Source organism: Kitasatospora sp. NPDC096077 (genome assembly GCF_040303245.1).
GTDB lineage: Bacteria > Actinomycetota > Actinomycetes > Streptomycetales > Streptomycetaceae > Kitasatospora.
In genome coordinates this window covers 1-3,394 of record NZ_JBEOSV010000142.1, presented here as the reverse complement: position 1 = coordinate 3,394, position 3,394 = coordinate 1, and the positions used below count along the sequence as shown (strand labels likewise).

General features: G+C 68.9%; 3 protein-coding genes. 2 read left to right on the top strand and 1 reads right to left on the bottom strand.

The features are described from left to right. On the top strand, positions 1-355 hold a 355-nt coding region (locus ABTZ03_RS44110; protein WP_350518927.1), incomplete at its 5' end, for a transposase. A gap of 436 nt (positions 356-791) precedes the next feature. Here ABTZ03_RS44110 and ABTZ03_RS44105 read toward each other — a convergent pair. Next, positions 792-1,277, bottom strand: coding sequence for a hypothetical protein (locus tag ABTZ03_RS44105; protein ID WP_350518926.1), 486 nt, complete (start codon positions 1,275-1,277; stop codon positions 792-794). A gap of 715 nt (positions 1,278-1,992) precedes the next feature. Between ABTZ03_RS44105 and ABTZ03_RS44100 the strand changes: the two genes are divergently transcribed. Next, the gene (locus tag ABTZ03_RS44100) at positions 1,993-2,775 is read left to right on the top strand and encodes a hypothetical protein (protein WP_350518925.1); all 783 of its coding nucleotides are present in this window, start codon (positions 1,993-1,995) and stop codon (positions 2,773-2,775) included. Positions 2,776-3,394: the final 619 nt, after the last annotated feature.

Sequence of the window (3,394 nt, the reverse complement as noted above, 5' to 3'; positions counted from 1 at the left end):
ACAGGTCCTGGACACCCTCTCCACCCGGTGGCCCACCGTGACCAAGGCCTGGGTGGACGCCGGCTACAACAACGCCGTCGTCAGGCACGGCCACGACCTCGACATCGATGTCGAGGTCGTGGCCCGGGACAAGGAGCAGAAGGGCTTCATCGTCCAGCCGATCCGCTGGCGGGTGGAGCAGACCTTCGGGATCATGTCCCGGTACCGGCGGCTCCACCGCGACTACGAGGAACTGCCGGACCGGTCACGCTCGATGATCCAGTGGGCCATGGTGAACTCCATGGCCACCCGGCTGACCGCCAGCCCGGACAGAACCGGGCAATACCTCCGCCCGAAACCCCTCGCGGCAGCCTAAATCGGTATCGAACACCCTCTCAGGGGTGGGAGGCCTGGGGGCTGTCGGCGAAGCCGGTGTGCCGAAGCACGATAGCCGTCACATCGGCACGCAGACTGTCACCAAGATCGACTCGATGGTTGCGACGAGCTGCTCGGCCCGTTTGCCCGAGGGGAAGGGCGCATCGGGCAAGCGCCAGGTACGGCAGGTTCGTGGTGGGCTCTCGGGGCCGACGCCCGCGTGGGGTTCGGGCGGGGTCTGGATCCGAGGCGGATGTGGCTGGCGACCTGGGTCTTCTGCGAGCGCCTTGGTGTCGTCGAAGTGTGCGGTGTAGGGGTCGACGAGGCTGCTGGTGTCGACGGCGCCGGTTGCCGGGTCGAGCGGTGGTCCGGATGGGCTGTCGGGGTGCCTTCGGATCGCTGGTCCGGTGCCCGCGCACCGGACCAGCGAGTCGGGGTTAAGTAAATCGGCTGCCCACGGCGGTGATCGTGACGGACAGGCCGGTCAGGTCGGCCACGGGGTTGCCGGCATCGGTGATGAGCCGGACCTGCAGCAGACTCCTGCCGCCGGCGGGGACAGCCGTCATGTAGGTCAGCGAGACCGTGGCGGGCAGCTGGGCGGAGGCAGGCTGGGTATAGGCGCTGGCCACCGGGATCGGGTCGCCGTCCTGGATCAGCTGCACCCCCAGCGAGCCGGGCACGGACTTCACGGTGCCGGTGAGCGAGACGCTGACCTGGTGGCCCAGGGCCGGCGTCTCCGTCCCGCCGTCCAGGGTGAACGTCGGGCCTTTGTCGTTGACGATCAGGTGCTTTTCGCCGAGGGTGCCGCTTTCCTGGATCGGCAGGTCGGTGCCGGTGGAGAACGACGTCCCCTGGGGGCTGGTGCCGTCGAAGGTGAAGTCGCTGACGAACTGACCGACGGCAAGGGTTCCGAATTGTGGCATGAGCCGGACGGTAGTGGCCCGGCGGCGGCCACGGGCAAGATCACCGGAACCCGGGACAGGCGCCACGGGCCAGTGGTACGGGCCTGCGTCGACGCCGCGTGCCGGGCGGGCGCAGTGCGCCGGGCAGGAGCGAGGCCAGGCCGGCGGCGCAGCGGCATCGGGACGGCGACGGCGACGGCGGGTCCCGGCCCGCCTGACATACAGGCGCCTGAGTGCTCCTCACCCGCGCGCACGCCGCACATCCGGAGATCACCGTCGTCCGGGCCGACTCCGCCCAGGCCGGTGAACTCGTCGACTGGGTCGGACACGGATCGCGTATCACCGTCAAGATCGTGAAAGCGGCCACCCGGCGTCCCCGGTTTCGCCGCCCTGTCCCGGCGCCGGGTCGTCGCACGCTCACCGGCGTGGTTCTTGCGTGCCCGACGGCCCCGTGACGCGGCTGCGAACGCCCGCCCGCCCACGCTGAGGCCCGCCTCGCCTGGAGCGTCGTCGCCCTCGTGCTCCGCCGCCCCGCCGGGCGCCGGCGGCACCGCGGCGTGTCCGGGGACCGCACGCGTCGCGTCGCACCGAACGGCCCCACCACCCGGCAACCCGACACAGGAAGTGACCGGATGATCACTTTTGGTCGCCCCTTGTGGGGTGTTTGGGTTGGTCCCGACCGGCACCCCCGCACGACGGCGGGGGCGCCCCCGATGCAGAGAGGTGCGTGAGAGCGATGGGCTACCCCGCCATCCCGCCGGAGCGGATCGACGAACTGAAGGTCCTCGCCGAGAAGTACCAGCCGTCCTCGAAGTACGCGCTCGGCCTGGAGGACGCCGCGTGCGACTTCCTCAAGCAGGAGCTGGACCAGGCGTTCACCTCGGACATGAGCGACCCGGCCGCCGCCGCGTACTACTTCTACCTGCTGGTCGCAGCCCTGATCAAGGGCTGCGGATTCATCAACGCCAACCCCGCCCACACCGACCCCACCAACGGCGACCCCTTCCAGTTCCAGGCCTGCGCCGGAGCGGACGCCCGGGGCACCAAACTGCAGGTGGCCGACGACGGCTACCTGTCCGCCGACGCCATCAACCGCCGTGACAACGTCGACCCGGCCACAGACCTCTACGACCTCTTCAAGTTCGTCCCCACCAACGAGCGGCACAACGGCTACCCCGCGTTCCGCATCGTCGTCAACACCGGCCGCAACGCCGGAAAGGTCCTGGAAGCCGACACCAGCCTCACCGACCAGAAACACCGCCCGACCATCACCGCCCGCGACTGGGACCCCGCACGACCCGACCAGCACGGCGTCTGGATCCGCGGCGACCTCATCGACGTCGCCGGCGGCGGAGGCGCCGGCTACCGGGTGCGCTACTTCAGCCCCGGCGACCGCACCGACATGGGCTGCCTCATCGACCCCGAAGGCAGGAACAGCTTCCTGACCTTCCTCGAACACGCCAACGACAACTGGGCCTGGTACCTCTGGCACTTCCGCCCCGCCAACTACACCGACTGACCACGCAACACCGGCCACCAGGCCAGGACAGCCGAAAACCCCCACCGCCACCAAGACGAGGGGCCGTTCGGACCACATTCGGTGACCCGAACAGCCCCTCGCCCCCGACTCGCGACCGGCATCTCAACCACCGATCGGAACACACCACCGCCAACTCGCCACCAGCACCCACCAGTTCAAAAGCGCGCGCCATCGAACCAGGCGCCGCGCGACCCCGGAAGCTGATTGCCAGCGAACAGCAGGTGACAGAAAGGCTCAGCAACCGGTTCAGGTGACAACTACCGTGCGGAAACGGTGACGACTACCGCGCCTCGCCTGCGCGCTTCACCCAGGTCACCGAGATCGCCAGGTGACAGCTACCGCACCTTGGCACAGCCGGTGATCCCGGACGGCACGCCGGTTCTCGTCGACGATGACCTGTTGTTCGAGGGCGACCGGGGTCTGCGGCCGACTACAGTGGTGAACCGATGGCTCCGCGAGCTTCCGACAAACGGGGCTCCGGCCCACAACTCCTGGGAGTACTAAGTGACCGTTGCTCTATCGATCTCGGTGGGTGTGAGTTCGAGTCAGTCGACTCGGTCGGGTGATCTTCTGGTTGGCCAGACATGAAGGTGGGGCC

What these genes read in the sequence shown, in the direction of transcription:
- ABTZ03_RS44105 (WP_350518926.1), bottom strand. Translation starts at nt 1,277, where the DNA reads ATGCCACAATTCGGAACCCTTGCCGTCGGTCAGTTCGTCAGCGACTTC.
- ABTZ03_RS44100 (WP_350518925.1), top strand. Translation starts at nt 1,993, where the DNA reads ATGGGCTACCCCGCCATCCCGCCGGAGCGGATCGACGAACTGAAGGTC.